The organism is Vallitaleaceae bacterium 9-2, from assembly GCA_038396585.1.
Taxonomy (GTDB): Bacteria; Bacillota; Clostridia; order Lachnospirales; family Vallitaleaceae; genus UBA1351.
The window spans coordinates 86648-106243 of the sequence record CP121691.1; the positions used below are offsets into that span (position 1 = coordinate 86648).

Annotated in this window: 14 protein-coding genes; 11 read left to right on the top strand and 3 right to left on the bottom strand. The window is 38.2% G+C overall.

All coding sequences use genetic code 11. From position 1 onward, the window contains the following. Nucleotides 1–6: 6 nt before the first annotated feature. A complete protein-coding gene (locus QBE53_00410) occupies nt 7–1560 on the bottom strand; it encodes a response regulator transcription factor (protein ID WZL81604.1) in 1554 nt (517 codons plus the stop codon). 25 nt (nt 1561–1585) lie between these two features. Next, complete coding sequence (locus QBE53_00415) at nt 1586–3379, bottom strand: sensor histidine kinase (protein ID WZL81605.1); 1794 nt, start codon at nt 3377–3379, stop codon at nt 1586–1588. Between the two features lie 326 nt (nt 3380–3705). Between QBE53_00415 and QBE53_00420 the strand changes: the two genes are divergently transcribed. From QBE53_00420 to QBE53_00465, 10 genes are all read left to right on the top strand, one after another. Further along, entirely contained in the window at nt 3706–5199 is a 1494-nt protein-coding gene (locus tag QBE53_00420; protein WZL81606.1) for an ABC transporter substrate-binding protein, read from the top strand. An 89-nt stretch (nt 5200–5288) separates the two neighbouring features. After that, a complete protein-coding gene (locus tag QBE53_00425; GenBank protein WZL81607.1) occupies nt 5289–6275 on the top strand; it encodes a glycoside hydrolase family 130 protein in 987 nt (328 codons plus the stop codon). A 38-nt stretch (nt 6276–6313) separates the two neighbouring features. Then, on the top strand, nt 6314–7441 hold the full coding sequence (locus tag QBE53_00430; protein WZL81608.1) for a uroporphyrinogen decarboxylase family protein: 1128 nt from the start codon (nt 6314–6316) through the stop codon (nt 7439–7441). 115 nt (nt 7442–7556) lie between these two features. Further along, nucleotides 7557–8825 (top strand): helix-turn-helix domain-containing protein, encoded by a 1269-nt coding sequence (locus QBE53_00435; GenBank protein WZL81609.1) that lies wholly within the window; start codon nt 7557–7559, stop codon nt 8823–8825. Nucleotides 8826–8854: 29 nt separating this feature from the next. Beyond that, nucleotides 8855–9496 carry a cobalamin-dependent protein gene (locus QBE53_00440; GenBank protein ID WZL81610.1) on the top strand — a complete coding sequence of 214 codons (642 nt, stop codon included), beginning with the start codon at nt 8855–8857 and terminating at the stop codon, nt 9494–9496. A gap of 95 nt (nt 9497–9591) precedes the next feature. Next, nucleotides 9592–10227, top strand: coding sequence for a corrinoid protein (locus QBE53_00445; GenBank protein WZL83247.1), 636 nt, complete (start codon nt 9592–9594; stop codon nt 10225–10227). Between the two features lie 31 nt (nt 10228–10258). Then, nucleotides 10259–11617 (top strand): uroporphyrinogen decarboxylase family protein, encoded by a 1359-nt coding sequence (locus QBE53_00450; protein WZL81611.1) that lies wholly within the window; start codon nt 10259–10261, stop codon nt 11615–11617. Nucleotides 11618–11651: 34 nt separating this feature from the next. Continuing rightward, nucleotides 11652–13817: an ASKHA domain-containing protein gene (locus QBE53_00455; GenBank protein ID WZL81612.1), complete on the top strand. Its 2166-nt coding sequence runs from the start codon at nt 11652–11654 to the stop codon at nt 13815–13817. 4 nt (nt 13818–13821) lie between these two features. After that, nucleotides 13822–14751, top strand: a complete 930-nt coding sequence (locus QBE53_00460; GenBank protein WZL81613.1) for a GTP-binding protein — start codon at nt 13822–13824, stop codon at nt 14749–14751. Nucleotides 14752–14814: 63 nt separating this feature from the next. Further along, nucleotides 14815–15561, top strand: coding sequence for an SDR family oxidoreductase (locus tag QBE53_00465; GenBank protein WZL81614.1), 747 nt, complete (start codon nt 14815–14817; stop codon nt 15559–15561). A 43-nt stretch (nt 15562–15604) separates the two neighbouring features. Here the strand turns inward: QBE53_00465 and QBE53_00470 are convergent, their stop codons facing one another. Beyond that, nucleotides 15605–16936, bottom strand: a complete 1332-nt coding sequence (locus QBE53_00470; protein ID WZL81615.1) for a copper amine oxidase N-terminal domain-containing protein — start codon at nt 16934–16936, stop codon at nt 15605–15607. Between the two features lie 255 nt (nt 16937–17191). On the opposite strand from QBE53_00470, the gene QBE53_00475 reads away from it, so the two are divergent. Continuing rightward, nucleotides 17192–19471: a glycogen/starch/alpha-glucan phosphorylase gene (locus QBE53_00475; GenBank protein ID WZL81616.1), complete on the top strand. Its 2280-nt coding sequence runs from the start codon at nt 17192–17194 to the stop codon at nt 19469–19471. Nucleotides 19472–19596: the final 125 nt, after the last annotated feature.

Sequence of the window (19596 nt, forward strand, 5' to 3'; positions counted from 1 at the left end):
TGTTTTCTACCTTTTTTTAAAGTCAGAAGGAGACAGGCCGACATATTTTTTGAATGTTCGGTAAAAATAATTTGGATCCGAGTAACCGACTTTTTTGGCGATATTAGCGGTCTTATCGTGGCTTTCCAATAATAGGGCTTTCGCCTTTTCGATTCGGTAATTGTTTAAATACTTTGGAAAGGAGATGCCAGTTTCTTTTTTGAACAGCTGACCCAAATATGTGGGATTGATATTGTACTTTACAGAATATTTTTTTAAGGATAAATCTTCGCTTAGGTGTGTCTGTAGGTGTTTGATGATTTCACAGATAATGGGATTCATGTCCATGTTCTGTTGGGATATATGCTTAAACAGATCGGCAAAAACTTGCTTAATACGTCGCTTTAAATCGTTTATATCCGTGACGCCATGAAGCTCAGAGAGGAATTTGATTTCGCGAAGAAACAGTTCATTCGAATCAAGCATATAATTTTTTGTACGGCTAAGTTGGATGAAGATTTCCATTACGATGATTCTTGGTATGTCAGGGTTTGAAATCGAATGCATGGACAAGCTATTAAAGAGAGTGTCAATATATATGTTTAATCCTTCAAGGTCTGCTTCGGCGACTAATTTGGAGATAAGGTCATGGTCGATATCAAAGGGTTGGGAATGTTCTTGAGTGATAATATCTCCTGGTTTTAATACAGTTTTACTTGGATGTACCAAAAAGTAATCAAATAGGGAAAGGGCCTGTACATAACTTTTTTGCACTTCGCGAAAAGAACTAACCAAAGTTCCAATAGTAGCTTGAATGGGAATGCGTTTGGCTTTGAATCGGGCAGTAAGTTTTTCTAATAGTTCTCCGGTAACGGATAAGAACCCGGATGGATCCAAGTTGCCATGAAAAATAATAACTAAGTCGCCAGATAAATCGTTAAAAATCATGGCATTGTCTATGATGTTTGGAACTTTTAGGCAGTTATCATATAGAACATCTTCTGAAACAATTTCGCCATCTTGATTAGGTATGCCACGAATCAGTGCGACTAAATAGTTAGAGCTATCAACAGTAATATTGAGTAAGTCGGCGCGACTAATCACTTCTTCAATAGATATCTTTCCTGTAATACAACGATACAAGATGGTATTTAACAAGATGTTTAGCTCGTCGGTGTTGACAGAGAAAGATGCCGGCTTTGTCTGTTTATCGAGTATCTCTGTGGCTGTTTTTAAAGTATCTTGTAGTTCGTCCATATTGACAGGTTTGGTCAGATAGTTATCAATACCTAGGCGAATGCCTTCTTTGACATACTCAAAATCATTGAAGCCACTTAAGATGATGAATTTACATTGCGCATTTTCTGCCTTGATTTTTTCAATCAATTCGATGCCGGACATTTCTGGCATTTTAATATCGGTGATAATGATATCTGCAGGACGCTTTTGGTATAAAGCATATGCTTCCACACCGTTATGGGCTTTGCCGATAACTTCTAATCCCAGTGCGTTCCAATCGATAAGAACATTGAGACCATCAACAATAAACGGATCATCGTCAACTAATATTACAGTATGCATGGTTAATCTCCTTTGTTAAAAAAATTTATGTTAATCGCTTCTGACAAGGTAAACGAAGCGTAACGGTGGTTCCTACATCAAGGGTCGATTCAATACTTAGACCATAGGAAGCGCCATATTGAATTTGCAACCGTTCATGGACATTGATGAGCCCGATGCTTTTGGCATCGATACTGTGATCGAGTGTAGAACGAATGGTATCTAAGGTTTGCTGATCCATTCCGCACCCGTTATCCGAGATGGTTATCCAGATATTTTCATCACGAATAAAACCTTTTATAATAATTTTATTGTCGTTACGATTTAAGTTGATACCATGAACAATATAGTTTTCCACAATAGGTTGGATGCTAAGCTTTATGATGCTATAGCTTAAAACTGCCGGATCGATATCGATATCAACATGTAGTTTGTCTACATATTGAATTTGAAATAATTGAAGGTAGAGGCGGCTATGGTTGATTTCTTCTTCGATGGTGATAATCGTGTCATAGTTTAATGATTTTCGAAAGAAGGTAGCTAAGATATAGATCATTTTACTGACATCCATATCATTGTTAATAGCTGCTCTCATACGTATGTTTTCTAGGGTGTTATAGAGAAAATGCGGATTGATTTGAGCTTGCAAAGCTTCAAGTTCTGCCGCCTTTTGTTTAAGTTGAAGAACGTATACTTTATCGATATAATTTTCTATTTCATGGCACATGACGTTAAAATTTTGTGCAATGGAGCCAAGTTCATCTTGGCGGGTGTCTAGTTGGATTCGGGAAGTAAAATCACCGGTCTTAATTTTATCAATTGCATCTGTAATCGTTTTTAATCGATAAGAATAAGAATGTGAATAGGTGAAGGTTAAAAAAACAATTAAGGCAATGCTAAGGATTGCACTGACAATAATAATCAAAGATGTTGGTCGCATGAGCTTATATACCAACGTTGTTGGGGTAAAATTAATGAGTGCAAGATCGGTGCTACCTATGGGCGTTACAAAAAAATGATGATCGAAGTTGGAGCTTTCAATGATGCTGTCGTCATTTGTGGCGATAATCTCTTTAATGCTAGATTCGTCAAATAATCCGTTTGAGGAGTCGTATAATACAGTTCCGCTGTTGTGAGCCAGAATAAAATCTCCATAATGATCATTCGCACCGGATCGTAAAAGGGTATCAATCTCGGAATCTAAATTATGGGTAAAGATCAAATAGCCTTTATTAATCAGGGTACTTGAATCTTGTATGCGAATGATAATATCAAAGGTATAATCACCGTTTTGTTTTTTGACATGAGGTTGAAAGGAATAATTACCGCTAAGGTTGAGTTCCTTGATAATTTCACTGTAAGTGGTGGCTTGCTCTGTTCCTTGACGATAAAAAAAGCTGTTGGCACGTTCATAGGTGTAGATAAATTCGTTATTACTATATAAAGAAATACTTTCAATACTGGGGTCTGCATTAACAATATTTTCAAAATAAACGCCCATTAATTTCATTGGAGAAAGATTGGTTTTATAAAATTGGTCAAGAGAATATAAAAGAAATTCATCCATACCAATATCTAAAAATGTTATAATGGTTTCTTGATAGTTTGCGTTTGCGTATAAAGTTTTTACAGCGTTATGTGCCTGGAAGTATTTTTGATTGACAAGTTCAATAATCGCATTATTGATGACTGTGTTTTGACTTTGAATATTATTTTTGGAACGTGTGTAGATCATACACAAAAAAGAAGTGGATAATCCAATAATAACAATGATGGTTATTATAGTGTAAAAAGTGATGATTTTTTTAAAAGATGCATTGTAGGAATATAAGTTTTTCATGGTAACCTCAATCTATTGGTCAAATATTACTTGCTTCATTAATTATAATATGATATATAGTGAATGTCCACTATAGGCAAGGTGAAAATTAGGGCAAAAAAGTGTGGAACTAAAAAAAGTCTAGTTAATATAAATATATTCAAGTGCTTTTTTAAAAAGAATTTGTGGGCTTTGGATAGTGCGATTAACTTTTTACAGTGAAACTAAATAAATGCAACTAGTAGAATAGAGACGGCACGTTATAATTTACATAGAGCTAAAGACAGTGGTAAAACATAGCTGCTTTAACTTGGGAACCGATTAAAAAGTATTAAGGGAGGAAAAACATGAAAAGATTATTAGCAATGATGTTAGCACTAACATTGGTTATGTCCTTGTTTGTTGGATGTGGCAAAAAGGAAGAAGGAACAACTGATTCAAAAACAGAAGGTACAACACAAGAGACAATAACAGAAAAAGAAGACCCTGTTGAGTTGATATGGTATACAATCGGAACACCACAACAGGACATGGGAATGGTTAATGACAAACTTAATGAGTATCTATTAGAAAAAATTAACGCTACAGTTAAAATTACACAATTTGACTGGGGTGAGTATACACAAAAGATGCAAGTTAAGATTGCCTCAGGAGAGCCATTTGATTTAATGTTTACATGCTCATGGGCAAATGACTATGCGACAAATGTTGCCAGAGGCGCATTGTTACCGCTTAATGATTTGGTCGATGAATATGCACCGGCAGTCAAAGAAAATTTAAACCCTCTTTTTCTTGAAGGAGCAGCGGTAAATGGTGAGATATATGCCTTACCAACGAATAAAGAGCTTGGATGGCAAGCGATGTGGATCTTTAACAAAGACCTTGTGGATAAGTATGATATGGACCTTAGTCAAGTATCTGACCTTGAAAGCTTAGAGCCATTACTACAAGTCATTAAAGAAAATGAACCAGAAATCCTACCTCTTGCATTTGACAAAGATGGTGGACCATTTATTCGTATGGATGGTGGAATCCTAGGCGACACAAGTCCTTTTGTTATCGAGTTTGACGGGGACACAATTTTAAACAAATATACAACAGATACATTCAAAGAAATCGCTAAGACGATGCATAGATACAGTGAATTAGGTTATATGCATCCAGATAGAACTGTAAGCTTAACGCGTGATATCAAACAAGCAGGAAAGTATTTTGTTGCTAAAGCACATTATCAACCTTATGCTGAAATCGTTTGGCAAAACAATGTATTCTCATCAACACCAATTGAACTTGTACCTGTTCATGAGCCATTTGCAAATAATGGATCAACGCGAGGAGCAATGCAAGGTATATCTGTTACTTCAGAGCATCCAGAAAAAACAATGGAGTTTTTAAACTTACTTTACACAGATGAATATGTCATTAACCTTATTGATTATGGTGTTGAAGACGTACATTATGAAGTACTTGATGAGACACATATTGCACGCACAGAACAAGGAAATAATAACTATAACTTCCCTGCATTCTCAGTAGGAAATCTCTTTAACACATACTCTTTTGAAGGAACACCAGATGACAAGTGGGAGAAGTTCGAAGAGTTTAACGATGCATGTGTTCAAGCACCAACACTTGGCTTTACACCGGACTTTGAACCTTATAAGATGCAATTAGCTTCCATCACCAATGTAAATGAAGAATATTGGGCAAGCATCAGTCTTGGCCTTGTGGATCCAGAAGAATATTTACCACAGGTTAATGAGAAGTTAGAAGCAGCAGGTATTAATGAAGTGATTGAAGGTCTTCAAGCACAATATGATGAATGGTTAAGTTCAAAATAATAATATGTTAACTGCCAATGGGATTGGGGATATGAAGAACCCAATCCCATTCAATAATTAACGATGATAAAAAAGTGAGAGAAATGACGATGAAAGAATATAAAATTATTGGAAATGTATTGGAAAATATTCCATGGGAAGATAAACCTGAAGGATGCAAGGATGTGTTATGGCGTTCATCAATGAATCCGATTATACCGCGTGATTTATTACCAAAATCAAACAGTATCTTTAACAGTGCAGTGGTTGCATTTGAAGATGGGTTTGCAGGCGTTTTTCGTGTGGACGATACGCGAAGAGAGATGCGTATTCATGCCGGTTTTAGTAAGGATGGTGTCCACTGGGATATTGACGAAAAACCGATAGAGTTCATAGGCGATATTGAACAAGTCAGTGAATTTGATTATGCCTATGATCCACGTGTAGTCTGGATTGAAGACCGATATTATGTGACATGGTGCAATGGATTTCATGGACCAACGATAGGCATTGCCTACACCTATGATTTTAAAGCATTTTATCAGATGGAAAATGCATTGCTTCCATATAATCGTAATGGAGTTCTTTTTCCAAGAAAAATCAATGGAAAATTTGCCATGTTAAGTCGTCCAAGTGATTCGGGGCATACACCTTTTGGCGATATTTTTTATAGCCAAAGTCCAGATCTAATTCACTGGGGACAACACCGACATGTTATGGAACCTAGAGGCTGGTGGCAGAGCACGAAAATCGGAGCAGGACCTGTTCCAATTGAGACGTCCGAAGGATGGCTGTTGATTTATCATGGTGTGTTGACTTCATGTAACGGTTATGTATACCATATGGGAGCGGCATTGCTTGATTTAGAAAAACCTTGGAAAGTTATTGCCAGAACAGAACCATATATATTAAACCCAAGACACGACTATGAATGTGTTGGTGATGTGCCAAATGTTGTCTTTCCTTGTGCAGCGTTAACCGATGAAGCGACCGGACGTATTGCTATTTACTATGGTGGAGCAGATACAGTCACATGCTTAGCATATACAACAGTCGATGAGCTTGTTCGCTTTACATTAGAAAACTCTAAGTTATAAACTTGCTGACAACGCGCACATAAAGTATAAGGAGAATTATGGAATCTAGGATTAGAATGTTGAATGTCTTGGATAAAAAGCCTGTAGATAGGCTGCCAGTGACGACCCATCATGTTCAAGACTATTTTTTAAAAAAGTACATGAAAGATATCAGTGTGGATGATTTTTTTGAGGAGGTCGGCTTAGATCCGATTGTTTGGATACATGAAATCAAAGGTGCAGATAATACGGGAACATTCATAAAAGATGGGGTGTTGCAAAGTGAAAATTGGCGTGTAACAGCTCAAGAGCTTCCGGACCCCGATTATAAAACGATTCGATATACGATTCATACACCCAAAAAACAACTGACCATGGTAAAACAATGCAATGAATATACTTGCTGGGTAGGCGAACATCTCGTTAAAGAAAAAAGTGATATTGATGTGATTGCTCAATATGCACCGATAGAACAATGTGATGTAGAGGCGATTAATAAAGTTGCAGCACAGACAGGCAATAAAGCGCTAATACGAGGAATGATTCCCAGTTTTCCTTTTTATGGTCAGCCTGGATGCTGGCAAGATGCAGCGTGTCTATTTGGTATTGAACCGTTGATTATGGAAACGTTTGATGACCCTGAGTGGGTACATGAGTTTTTAAAAGTACTTCATCATCGAAAGATGACCTATGTCAATTCGTTGGATAAAGCTGCTTTTGACATATTGGAACTAGGCGGTGGAGATGCATCCTCAACAGTTATTTCTCCAACAATTCTTGAGCAATTTGTATTGCCTTATGACAGTCAGATTATTCAAAAGGCAAAGGAGTTTAACCAACGAATTGCATACCATACATGTGGTGGCATGATGCCTATATTGGAACAATTGGCCTCGATGAAGCCTGCGGCACTAGAGACATTTACCCCGGTTGGTATGGGAGGCGATGTGGACTTAGCACAAGCAAAAAGGCGTATCGGTGATAAAGTGGCCATGATTGGCGGCTTTGATCAAGGAAAGTATTTTATGGGCGCATCAGAACAAGAGGTTCGAAGTGCAGTAAGAAAATGCTTTAACGAGGCAGGAGAAGGTGGCGGATTTATTTTATCCCCTTCAGATCATTTTTTTGATGCAAATCCAGAGCTTATAAAAGTGTTTGCCGACGAAGCAAAAAAATGTACGTATTAAACAAACGTGAAGGGCGTTATTCTCATCTTGAGAATAACGCCTTTTTATCAAACAGAGCCAAGAAACCATTAAAGTGTATGAAAATCTAGGTGATGAAAGACGGTGGAAGATACCAATGAATTTTGATGAAAAAGAGCTTGAACATATTCGCGTATCTATGGGAATCTTTTATAATACCACAGGGATTCCATGTATCTTGACTGATGAAGAAGGCAAAATTTTATATTGTGAAGGTGAGCGTAGAAATTACTGTGTTAAACTTCAAAATCTGCCTGAAAGTGCGTATACATGTCAATTAGCGCATAAAGAGGCGAGCAGGCAGGCACAGACGCTTGGTGAAGCCTATATATCCTATTGTCCTGCCGGGTTGATTAACTATAGTGTCGCCTTAACCAGCGGTAAACTGTTTAAGGGAGCGATTGTTGCAGGCCCGGTACATATGAGTGAACCCGATGATTATGAAGTGGATATGACCGTTAAAAAAATGCTGCTACCGCATCAAGAAAAGCAGATGCTTAAAAACTTGTATCGATTAATCCCGATGATCTCTCCAAATGTTGCAAGATATCAGTTGGAGCTGTTGACAATACTGGCAAAAGATATTATGTCAGACCATAAAAATGTTCTGGAAAAGAAAAAAGCCTTTTATGATGAACAACGTACCATTAGTGAACGTATTCAAGAGATAAAAGAAACGTTGCCCTTAGCAACAACAACGGGCAAGGGCTACCCGATTTATCTGGAAAAAGATTTGGCATTAGCAATTATCAAAGGTGATGCATCATCTGCAAAAGCAGTTCTTAATGAGCTCCTTGGCTATATATTTTTTATGCATAAAGGCGATAACAAAAAAATCATTGCAATGACACTAGAGCTTGTAGTCGTTATGTCAAGAGCGGCGGTTGAAGGTGGCGTGCGTTATGAAGAGATATCTAAAGTAACGCAGGATATGTTCTTAAAAACCTATGATTTAGAAGATATTGAGACTATATGTATGAATCTTATGGAAGTTTTGGAAGATATTATTTTATTTGTTTTTCCGATGGATACAAACAAGCAAGAGCAAATCGGGGTTATGCGAAAAGCGGTTATGTATATGAATCAGAACCTACAAAATAATATTGGTTTAGAAGATGTCGCTAAAGCCATTGGCTTAAGTCCAACATATTTTTCAAGAATGTTTAGCCAAGAAATGAAGATGACCTTTATCGATTATATGACAAAGATTCGTATTGAAGAAAGTAAAAAATACTTGGTGGATTCGGGACAAAGTATTAGCGATATCGCATTAAGGTTAGGATTTTCTGATCAAAGCTATTTTTCCAAAGTGTTTAAAAAAGTTGAAGGCATGACGCCGGGAAAATATCGAAAGATGTATTTATAATGATGGTGTAGAAATAAAGGTGGGTATACATGGACAGATTAGAAATAATAAATTCTTCACTGCGACAAGGCAATTCAGGGCAAACGCGTAAAAATGTCATTCAAGCCTTAGACAGTGGTTGTGATTGTCGCCAAATTATTGAAAGTATGTTAGCGGTCATGGAAGATGTGGGGCAGCAATTTAAAAATAATGAGCTGTTTGTACCGGAGGTGCTTATCATCGGAAGAGCCTTTAATGTTGCACTTGATGTCATGGGTCCCTTACTCGATGCCAAGCAGGAATATAAAGGAGTTGTTGTCATAGGAACGGTTCAAGGGGACCTACATGATATTGGCAAAAACCTTGTGAAGATGCTGATGGTTGGTACGGGAGCCAAAGTTATTGACCTGGGTGTTGATGTAAAACCGGAAGCGTTTGTGGAAGCAATCAAAGCATATCAACCGGATATTGTGGCCATGTCGGCATTATTAACAACAACGATGATTCAAATCAAACAGACGATTAAAGCGATTGAACAGGCCGGACTTAGAGATCAAGTTAAGATTTTTGTTGGGGGAGCACCGGTGACACAGCATTATGCGAAAAATGTAGGGGCGGATTATTATGCCCTTGATGCCGGGAGTGCGGCAGAAATTGTACGACAAGTGTATCGGAACAAAGTGGTCGAATAGACCTCAAGATATTACCAAAAGTGATAACGAACTTCTATCATAGAGGCTAAAAACAGATTAGAATGAAGCTAATATGATTATTAGGAGGTAATATGATGAGTCAAAATTATGAGCAAATCAGTGAGTTGTTGCAAAAAGGAAATATGCCGGAAGTGGTACGATTATGTCAAGAAGCAGTGCATAGCGGTGCACCTGCCTCTGAAATTCTAGAAGCACTTTTATCAGGGATGAGTGTTATCGGAGGAAAATTCAAACGCAATGAAGTCTTTGTCCCTGAAGTGTTGATAGCAGCAAGGGCAATGAACGGTGGATTAGATGTTATTAAACCACTCTTGGCATCCGAAGGTGTTCAGTCCATTGGAAAGGTTGTTATAGGAACGGTAAAAGGGGACTTGCATGATATCGGTAAAAACCTTGTAGCCATGATGTTAACAGGAGCTGGGCTTGAAGTTATTGATTTAGGTGTTGACGTATCAGCGGAAAAATATGTCGAGGCAATTGAAGAGCATGAGGCAGATATTGTGTGTATGTCAGCCCTATTGACAACAACCATGACGTATATGAAAACCGTTCTAGAGGCCATCAATGAAAGAGGGATTCGAGATAAGGTTAAGGTTATGGTCGGAGGTGCACCGGTCACAGATGAATACGCACTGGAAATCGGAGCGGATAAATATACAGCGGATGCGGCAACGGCTGCAGAAGAAGCGAAGATGTTATTAACAGCTTAAGCACATTGTGCAGTAGAAAAGGAGCCTTATCATGACAGGAAAAGAACGTATTCTTAATACATTAAATCATAAAACAACAGATAGAGCGCCGTGGGTACCCTTTGCAGGCGTTCATGCCGGAGCACTCATCGGAAAAAATGCGACCCAAGTACTCACCGATGGTGAGCTGCTTTTTGAAGCGTTAAAAAAGGTGAAAGAGTTATATGCACCTGATGGGATGCCGGTTGTTTTTGATTTGCAAGTGGAAGCAGAGATTTTGGGGTGTGAATTGGTGTGGGCAGATGAAGCGCCACCGTCAGTAAAGACACATCCGTTGGAAGATACGACACAGATGCTTTGTGACTGTAAACAACCGGAACCGGACAAAGGACGACTTCCAATGATTTTGGATGTAATGCAGAAGATGTATAGGGCCTATGGAGAAGATACGGCGTTATATGGATTGATTTGCGGGCCGTTTACCTTGGCATCACATCTTAGAGGGAACAACCTTTTTATGGACATGGTTTTGGATGAAGCCTATGTGAAAAAGCTTATGGAATACACAACAACGACAGCGCTTAAGATGTGTGACATGTATATAGACGCAGGAATGGATGTTATCGCAGTCGTTGATCCATTGGCCTCTCAGATATCACCGGAACACTTTAGCAGTATGTGTCATGAGGCATTTAAGACGATATATGATTACATACGCGCAAAGGGCAAAGCATCTTCCTTTTTTGTTTGTGGCAATGCAACGCGCCAGATTGAGGTGATGTGTCAGACAGGACCGGATTCCATTTCAGTGGATGAAAATGTAGAGATGAAAGCGGCAAAAGCCATCACAGATCAGTATAATGTTGCGATTGGAGGCAATATTCCCTTAACCACATTGATGCTCCATGGAACCCAGCAAGAAAATATGAAATATGTGGTGAATATGTTGGACGAACTAGGTAGCGATAATCTCATCATTGCTCCTGGGTGTGATATGCCGTATGCTGTTCCGGCAGAAAATACTATTGGAATAGCCCAGGCAGTTCGCGAGACGGACTCAGTGCGTGAGATGGTTAAAAATTATGAAGCACCAAAGGAAGACATAGAGGTAGAACTTCCGGATTATCAACACCTTGAAAAACCACTTGTTGAAGTGTTTACCCTTGATTCAGCAACGTGTGCGGCGTGTACATATATGATGGATGCTATGAATGTTGCAGGTGAAGCATACAAAGAACAAATCGATCTTATCGAATATAAATTCACCAAAAAAGAGAATATAGCTCGCTGCGTAAAAATGGGGGTTAAAAATCTACCCTGTGTATATATTAACGGAGAGCTAAAGTGGTCTTCCATCATTCCAAGTAGGGAAGAGCTGTTTGGCGAGATTGATAAGCATTTAAAACAATAAAAGTAGTAAAAATATTGGTATGGAGAAAACGCACATGGGTGAATACATTAAATTAAAGAGAAGGTTTGATAAAGAGGCAGTCTTAACAATGGTGGAGTGTTATAAAGATAATCCATCATATGCTTCATATAGTCAATTGTTTGATGAACTTGTTGAACAATATCTAGATAAAATCACACCCAAAGGGTATGTGGAGGTATATAAGGAACAAAACCGCATAGAATGCTTAGTAACGTTGGGACCAGATTGTGACCGATGGATAAGAGAAGCCTTTGACCATTACATGTACTTGGAGGGGATGCTACTTAATAGCTTGTTTGATATGATGCTGTATGAAGCCAGCAATCAATTGTATGAAACCGTTAAAACGATGGTTCCAAAAGGAAAACATTTGAGTATGCGTTATGAACCGGGACAATTAAACGTACCGATGCAAGAGCAACGCTATATTTTTGAAAGGTTGCAAAAAAGCTGTGATTTACAGATGTCCATTACACAAGGATGCATGCTTAATCCGACAAAGTCAACGGTGTATTATTATGAGCTTGTGGACTACGAGTGTGCATTTGGCATTGACCATGATTGTAGTCACTGCCAGACCCCATGTAGTAACAAAAAACATACAATAACAATTAAAAATCCAGATTCCTTACAAGTGTTACAAATCATACAAGGCAAAAAAGGAGAAAATATTTTAGACGTCTTAAGGCAAAACCATCGTTTTGTTGATGCACCTTGTGGTGGGAAAAAGGTTTGCGGTAAATGTAAAATACAAGTAGAAGAACATGAATTTTGCATAGAAGATGCAGAGCGGGCATTTTTAGGAGAGCATCTGGTTGAAGAAGGGTTTATATTGGCATGCTATCATGAATTGGACAGGGATTTAGTAATGTTGTCCAATGAAATGGGGGCAAAGGAAGAGATGAATACTCCCCAAAAAACACATATTGAAGCAGAGTATACACCTTATAAAATCACAGAACCTAAATATCCAAAAGATGAGAGAACACCCCACTTTGGCGTGGCAATAGATATTGGGACAACAACAATAGTGGTCAGTCTTATTGACTTAGTTTCAAAAGAAACTATCGCAACTAAAAAGGTACTCAATCCACAAAAAGCCTATGGAGCAGATGTGATTAGCCGTATTCATTATGTTAATGAACATAAGGAACATGATCTAGGTACGAGCATTCGTAATAAGTTATGGGAGTTAACAAAAGTATTATTGGAAGACCATGCACAACAGCTAGGTGCAAAGACCCTGGTTGAAATTGAAGAAATGGTTATCTCCGGTAATACGACAATGATATATCTGCTTCTTGATATCGTACCGGAAAAATTGGCGATAGCGCCTTTTGAAACCGTTTGTCCGCCACCGATTGTCTGCTCATCTCAGGATGTATTGGATATACCTTATATATTTGATATTGTTGTCATTCCATGGGTATCGGCCTATGTGGGAGGCGATATTGTCTCGGGGATGTATATGACGCAATTTGATCAGACACCAGGCAATAATCTTTTTATTGACATAGGGACCAATGGTGAAATGGCAATCAAAACAGAAAACGGATTGGTTTCAGCAGCGACGGCTGCCGGACCGGCTTTTGAAGGCGCAAATATCAAGTGTGGTATGGGATCTGTGGATGGAGCAATTTGTGAAATCCATAGGCAAGAAGAAGGCTATGGAATTGTGACCTTAGGTGGAGAAAAAGCAATTGGAATTAATGGGTCGGCCTTAGTCGATGGGGTTGCGTTATTACTTGAAGATAAAAAAGTGAATGCGATGGGATATATGGAATCACCGGAGATGATTTTTGAACATATCGGATTTTATCCAGAAGATATAAGACAGCTTCAACTGGCTAAAAGCGCCATATGTGCAGGCGTTGACGTGCTCATAGGTGAAGCCGGAATCCAGGTGGAGGATATTGATACGGTATACATCGCTGGAGGATTTGGCAGTCATCTAAATATTAAACATGCAATTACGATAGGCCTGATTCCAAAAGCTTTAGAGTCTAAGGTAAACGTGATTGGAAATGCATCTTTAGGCGGAGCGATACGTTGTCTTTTAGAACGCCGGGGGAAAGAAAAAATTGTTGAAATTGCTAAGGCATGTCAGTACTTAGAACTATCGAGTAATTATAGGTTTAATACGGCATATATGGAACGCATGATTTTTGAAATGGAGTGAATTCATGACCAATATATATTTAATCACAGGATTTTTGGGGGCTGGAAAAACAACGTTTTTAAACAGACAATTAGCGAATTGCACTAGAAAAACGGGAGTTTTGATCAATGAGTTTGGCAAGGTGAGTATGGATACAATCGCTATGGAGAGCCATGGAATTGATGTGTTGGAATTGACCAATGGATCGATTTTTTGTGCGTGTCTTAAGGACCGCTTTATAGAAGGGTTAATACAACTAGTACAAATGGATTTGGATGATATTTATATTGAAAGCTCCGGGTTATCCGATCCTTCAAACATGGAAAGTGTCCTAAAAATTCTAGAAAAAAAAGTACAGGATGTATCGTATGTATATAGGGGCTCCATATGTCTTGTGGATGGTCTGTATTTTTTTGAGGAACTAGAAAAACTGGCGAATGTAGAACGCCAGATAAAACATAGTCATTATATTATCATTAATAAAGCGGATCTTATTAGTGATAAGAAAATCATGGATATAAAAAAAGCCCTTGTTGCCATGAACCCGCATTGCATAATTGAGGTTGCAGACCATGGAAGGTGTCCCATGAATCCTGTGAAAAATCTTTATTATCCGATAGATGAAGATGAGACCATTAACACCCAAGACAATCGTCCCAAGCAGTTGATTATGTCTTTTTTGAAATCACCAACACGTGAGCAACTACAAGAATTTTTAGAGGAAATATGTGTCGGATTCTATCGATTCAAAGGTTATGTTCGAATCGATAACCAAATGTTTAAAGTGGATGGCGTGAACAAAAGAATTGATATGGTTGCAATAGACGAAAAAGCGCCTGGGTTAAACGCGAGTAACACCTTGGTATTTCTTGCGTCCAATGGCCTAGAAAGCATTACACTATTGCTAGCATCTGCAGAAAAATACATAGCGGGTCTATATAAAATTCAAGTCTAATTACCTCAATATTCATAGAGCATTGTCACCAATAGATATGCTATAATGGACTCAAAAAGGTAGGTGCGACAGATGAAAAATGCAATCGTCACAGGTGGGGCAAGTGGTATCGGACAAAGTATCGTTAAAGCCTTGATTCACGAAGGATATAGAGTAGGAATCATAGATTCAAACCTCAAAGCCATAGAAGCGCTGAGGACACAAGTGCCTTTGGATGCGTTGAAAATATTTCATGGAGATGTTGGTATCCAAGGAGATTTGGATGCTTTTGTTGCAATGCTGCGTGGGGAATTTGAGCATATTGACGTGCTTGTTAATAATGCCTGCTATAGTCGCGGGGGATTGGAAACTTGTGATTATGAAGCTTTTAATGAAGTGCTTCGTGTAGGTGCTAGTGCTCCTTTTTATTTGACCCAACAGTTGATGGATTTTTTTTCTGAAGAAGCCAGTATAATCAATATATCATCAACGCGGTACTTGATGTCCCAATCCAACACGGAAAGTTATACAGCGGCTAAAGGGGCTATTACAGCGTTGACACATGCTATGGCCGTAACGTTGCGAGGACGGGTTCGGGTCAATGCCATAAGTCCTGGCTGGATTGATACACAACAAGGCCAGTGGAGTGATGCAGATAAGGCGCAACATTTGGTAGAACGCATCGGTCAACCGCAAGATATTGCCAACATGGTTATATACTTAATTAGTGATAAAGCGGGATTTATTACCGGTCAGAATTTTATTGTTGATGGAGGCATGAGTAAGCAGATGATTTATCATGGAGATGAAGGGTGGAATAGGGAAATATAAAAAAGCCAGTAGGTATGACTATTGGCTTTTTTATTCGAGTATCTTATTTTGCAACGGTTAATACATGGTCATTGACGCTCACAGCTTCTGAACTGCCAAGGAGTAGGTTGAAATAATTTGCTGGGACATAAGTTGTACCATGAACCAATCTTGGGGCAACGCCAAGTTCTTTTGTATCAAGGATACTTGATGTGGAGATGCTTTTTGTAAAGTAGTGATTGTACCCAAGTTGAACTGTGGAGGTGATTTCACTATTGAAGATTGTAGCAGAACTTGTCTGTGCATCCCAAGTTAACTCAAAGCCCAAAGCTTCTGCAACTGCGCGTACAGGAACCATGACAACACCGTTTTGGACGACGGTTTGTACATCGGATAATACATTACCGTTGACAACAAGTTGGTTGATAAGCAATGCATTGATTTGATCAGAATCTATAGCGAACTCTTTTTCATTAGCTAGAGACAACACGGCACTTATTTCATTGGTAGTAACTGATTGATTCCAAAGCTCTTGGTTTTCATATTGTGCTTGTGTAATTAAACCTAATTCGTTTGCCTTAGCCATATATGGCATAGCATAGTGTGTATCCATGATCATAGGTTGTTCACCTTCGATTTGGATGACAACGGCACGAATAAGTTCTGCAAAGGTCAAGTTTTCAACACGAGGTTCACTGACTTTGTCTTGAGCTGTAGCCACTGGAAGAACAACAGCTTTTTCTGCGGCTGCTTGAGCTGGATAACTTAGGGCTGCAACGTCAAACCAAGCAAGAATTCGGTCGCCTTCTTTAATATCTGAGTAGTGTAATATATTTTTTGTTAAGTATGGCATCACATTTGTATCTTGATTAAAGTGAATGATATAGTCACCTTTTTTATTTAAAGCGCTGATGGCATCGTCTTTTTCAGTAATACGAGCAACGTCAATAAGAGTAGCGATACTTTCATTTTCTTTAACATTGGTCAAGATAACAAATGCAGCTGTTTGAGCAGGTAAGCTTCTTGTGGTAGCTGTTGAATGATAGACATAGATACTATCATCTTTTTTTAGGTCATTAATACTTGAAGCGGCTCCGGTTTCGTTATTGACAAAATAAGTTTCATCGGAAATATTTAAAACATAAGTTTGAACGTTGTCGTCATCAGTGTGTTGGATAGTCACAACAATTTGATTGTCAAGTATATCAACAATCGTTGCATTGGCACCAATAAAATCTGCTTGAGAAGTGATGGTATCAGTGGCTTCGTCGATCGCTATGCTAATGGGAACAGCTTTAATGGGAGCTGTGGCTGCCATAGCAAAAGTTGGGGTCAAAAGTGAAATACCTAAAGCAATTGATAACATAGTGGATAATCTTTTTTTTGTATTTTTCATAATAAAAACTCCTTTTCATATAATAATTAAATGATTTTTTTGTGTTGTTGTGTTGCCTTCGATATCTTTGACGTCAACAAAGGAACTAAAGTTCCATAAATAGGGAAAAAAATTTTTTACTTGCAGAAAACGGTTTCCTAAGATATGATAAGTAATAATCGGTTAGGTATTAAAGCGAAGCAGTTTAATATTTAAACCATAGTTTTTTAAAAGACGTAAAAAACAAGTGTAAATATTTAGGAGGAAAACAGAACCATGGAAAAACAGTTATCATCAATAATTCAACGGTTATATGGAACGTCAGAATCAATCGAAACGTGCTCAAACGAACAGTTGTATGAAGCGGTACTCTTTCTTACCAAAGAATATACAGATGAGAAGCCGATGATTCGAGGAAAGAAAAAAGTGTATTATATTTCTTCAGAATTTTTAATTGGAAAGCTTCTGTCAAATAATCTCATCAATCTGGGAATCTATGATGAACTCCAAGTGCTACTGGACAAAAAAGGCAGATCTTTAGCAGAACTTGAAGAGATTGAACCCGAGCCATCCCTTGGAAATGGTGGTCTCGGTCGATTGGCAGCATGTTTTTTAGACTCAATAGCAACATTAAATCTTCCAGGAGATGGTATCGGGCTAAATTATCACTATGGTTTGTTTAAACAAACCTTTAAAAACCTTAAGCAATATCCAGAAAAAAACACGTGGATAACACCAAATAGCTGGCTTACCAAAACAGAAAAATCATATACAGTTTCATTTAAAGACCAAGAGGTGGAATCTATATTATATGAAATTGATGTTATTGGATATAAAGGTAACAAAAATAAATTACGGCTTTTTGATTTAAAGTCGGTTGATCCTTCAATTGTTAGTGAAGGCATAACATTTGATAAAACACAAATCGATAAGAACTTGACATTATTTTTGTATCCAGATGATTCGGATAAAGATGGGCATTTGTTGCGAATATATCAACAATACTTTATGGTTAGTAACGGCGCACAGCTAATACTAGATGAGATGAAGGCAAACCACCACGATCTTTTACACTTGCATGAACATGCAATAATCCAAATCAATGATACGCACCCAACGATGGTCATTCCAGAACTTATTCGTTTGCTTGTTAAGGAAGGGATTGACATGGAGCAGGCTATCGAGATTGTGACAAAAACGTGTGCATATACCAACCATACTATTTTAGCAGAAGCACTTGAAAAATGGCCTCTTGAGTATATAGAACAGGTAGTGCCACAGCTTGTGCCCATTATTAAAGCATTAAATACACGGATTCAAGAGCAACATACGGCATCGAATGTGCAGATTATTGATCGAGATGGACGTGTGCATATGGCACACATGGCGATTCATTATGGATTTTCAGTGAATGGGGTTGCAGCTATCCATACAGACATCTTAAAGCAGACAGAGCTACAACAATTTTATAAGCTTTATCCAGACAAGTTTAACAACAAAACGAATGGGATTACTTTTAGACGATGGTTGTTAGGTTGTAATCCGGAGCTTACTTCCTTTTTAAAAGCATATATTGGGGATGGGTTTTTACAAGAAGCAACGGAACTTGAAAAACTATTGGCATTTGCGGATGACTCCAAAGCGCTAGAAACACTACAAAAGATTAAGCGTAACAATAAAGAAAACCTTGTAACCTATATGAAAACATATGAAAATATATCCATAAATCCAGACTCGATTTTTGATATTCAAATTAAAAGGCTGCACGAGTATAAGCGCCAACAGATGAATGCGCTTTATATTATTCACAAATACCTAGAAATCAAACGAGGAATCTATCCGACGACGCCACTAACATTTATCTTTGGAGCTAAGGCCGCTCCGGCATATACAATTGCACAAGATATTATTCATCTTCTGCTGGTTCTTCAAGAAATCATCGCCAAAGATCCACAGGTCAATCAACATATGCAGGTTGTCATGATTGAAAACTATAATGTAAGTAAAGCAGAGAAGCTCATTCCTGCATGTGATGTATCCGAGCAGATTTCCTTAGCCTCAAAAGAAGCTTCGGGAACAGGTAATATGAAATTTATGCTAAATGGAGCGTTGACACTGGGGACATCGGATGGCGCCAACGTAGAAATTCATGAATTAGTCGGTGATGACAATATTTATATCTTTGGAGAAAAGTCTGACCAAGTCATTACGCACTATCGACAGGGAACGTATAACGCAAAAGCGCTATATGACAGTAGTCGGGTGATTCGGGAAGCGCTTGATTTCATTCAGTCAGATAGCGTATTTAAGTATGGCGATAAAAAAAGTTTGACACGCTTGTATCAGGAGATTTTGAACAAGGATTATTTTATGACATTGCTTGATTTTGAAGCATATATTGCACAAAAAGATCAAATGTTTAAGGACTATGAAGATCAAGAGCGCTGGACGAAAAAGTGCCTTGTCAATATTGCAAAAGCCGGATTCTTCTCATCGGATCGAACCATTGCAGAGTATAACGAAGACATATGGAAGTTGAATGTGGATATTGTATAAGAAAATAAAAAGGCTATGTCAACCGTTTTTGAGAATGTCCCAAAAAAAATTAATAATTAGCACTGTCAGGTGCATGGCTTTTTTCTTTATGGTGCTTCGTCCCCATCCTCGCCGTAAGGCAGGCA

Excerpts from the sequence above, each read along its gene's own strand:
- QBE53_00410 (WZL81604.1), bottom strand. The coding sequence starts at position 1,560 with ATGCATACTGTAATATTAGTTGACGATGATCCGTTTATTGTTGATGGT.
- QBE53_00415 (WZL81605.1), bottom strand. The coding sequence starts at position 3,379 with ATGAAAAACTTATATTCCTACAATGCATCTTTTAAAAAAATCATCACT.
- QBE53_00420 (WZL81606.1), top strand. The coding sequence starts at position 3,706 with ATGAAAAGATTATTAGCAATGATGTTAGCACTAACATTGGTTATGTCC.
- QBE53_00425 (WZL81607.1), top strand. The coding sequence starts at position 5,289 with ATGAAAGAATATAAAATTATTGGAAATGTATTGGAAAATATTCCATGG.
- QBE53_00430 (WZL81608.1), top strand. The coding sequence starts at position 6,314 with ATGGAATCTAGGATTAGAATGTTGAATGTCTTGGATAAAAAGCCTGTA.
- QBE53_00435 (WZL81609.1), top strand. The coding sequence starts at position 7,557 with ATGAATTTTGATGAAAAAGAGCTTGAACATATTCGCGTATCTATGGGA.
- QBE53_00440 (WZL81610.1), top strand. The coding sequence starts at position 8,855 with ATGGACAGATTAGAAATAATAAATTCTTCACTGCGACAAGGCAATTCA.
- QBE53_00445 (WZL83247.1), top strand. The coding sequence starts at position 9,592 with ATGAGTCAAAATTATGAGCAAATCAGTGAGTTGTTGCAAAAAGGAAAT.
- QBE53_00450 (WZL81611.1), top strand. The coding sequence starts at position 10,259 with ATGACAGGAAAAGAACGTATTCTTAATACATTAAATCATAAAACAACA.
- QBE53_00455 (WZL81612.1), top strand. The coding sequence starts at position 11,652 with ATGGGTGAATACATTAAATTAAAGAGAAGGTTTGATAAAGAGGCAGTC.
- QBE53_00460 (WZL81613.1), top strand. The coding sequence starts at position 13,822 with ATGACCAATATATATTTAATCACAGGATTTTTGGGGGCTGGAAAAACA.
- QBE53_00470 (WZL81615.1), bottom strand. The coding sequence starts at position 16,936 with ATGAAAAATACAAAAAAAAGATTATCCACTATGTTATCAATTGCTTTA.
- QBE53_00475 (WZL81616.1), top strand. The coding sequence starts at position 17,192 with ATGGAAAAACAGTTATCATCAATAATTCAACGGTTATATGGAACGTCA.